Annotated in this window: 1 protein-coding gene; it reads right to left on the reverse strand. The window is 71.4% G+C overall.

Annotated elements, in window-relative coordinates; translation table 11 throughout:
• On the reverse strand, positions 1 to 644 hold a 644-nt coding region (locus ADL01_RS22680; RefSeq protein ID WP_199834901.1), incomplete at both ends, for a beta-ketoacyl synthase N-terminal-like domain-containing protein.

Below are 644 nucleotides of genomic sequence, written 5' to 3' on the forward strand. Positions count from 1 at the left end.
CTCATGGCCATCACCATCTTGATGACACCCGCGACACCGGCGGCCGCCTGGGTGTGACCGATGTTGGACTTGATGGAACCCAGCCACAGAGGCCGGCCGTCCTCGGGACGGTCCTGGCCATACGTGGCGAGCAAGGCCTGGGCCTCGATGGGATCGCCGAGCGTGGTGCCCGTACCGTGGGCCTCCACAGCGTCGACGTCACCGGCCGTGAGGCCCGCGTTCGCCAACGCGGCGCGGATCACACGCTGTTGGGACGGCCCGTTCGGCGCGGTGAGGCCATTGCTCGCACCGTCCTGGTTGACCGCGGAGCCGCGCACGACCGCCAGCACCTCGTGCCCGTTGCGGCGGGCATCCGACAACCGCTCCAGGAGGAGCAGACCGACGCCCTCACCCCAGCCCGTCCCGTCCGCCGCCTCCGCGAACGCCTTGCACCGGCCGTCGACGGCAAGGCCGCGCTGGCGGCTGAACTCCACGAACGTGTCGGGCGTGGACATCACCGTGACGCCACCCGCGAGGGCCATGTCGCACTCGCCCTGACGCAGCGCCTGCGCCGCCAGATGCAGCGCAACGAGGGACGACGAGCAGGCCGTGTCGACGGTCACCGCCGGCCCTTCGAGGCCGAACGCGTACGACAGGCGGCCGGA

The sequence above is a fragment of the Streptomyces sp. NRRL WC-3618 genome, from assembly GCF_001280005.1.
Lineage (GTDB): Bacteria > Actinomycetota > Actinomycetes > Streptomycetales > Streptomycetaceae > Streptomyces.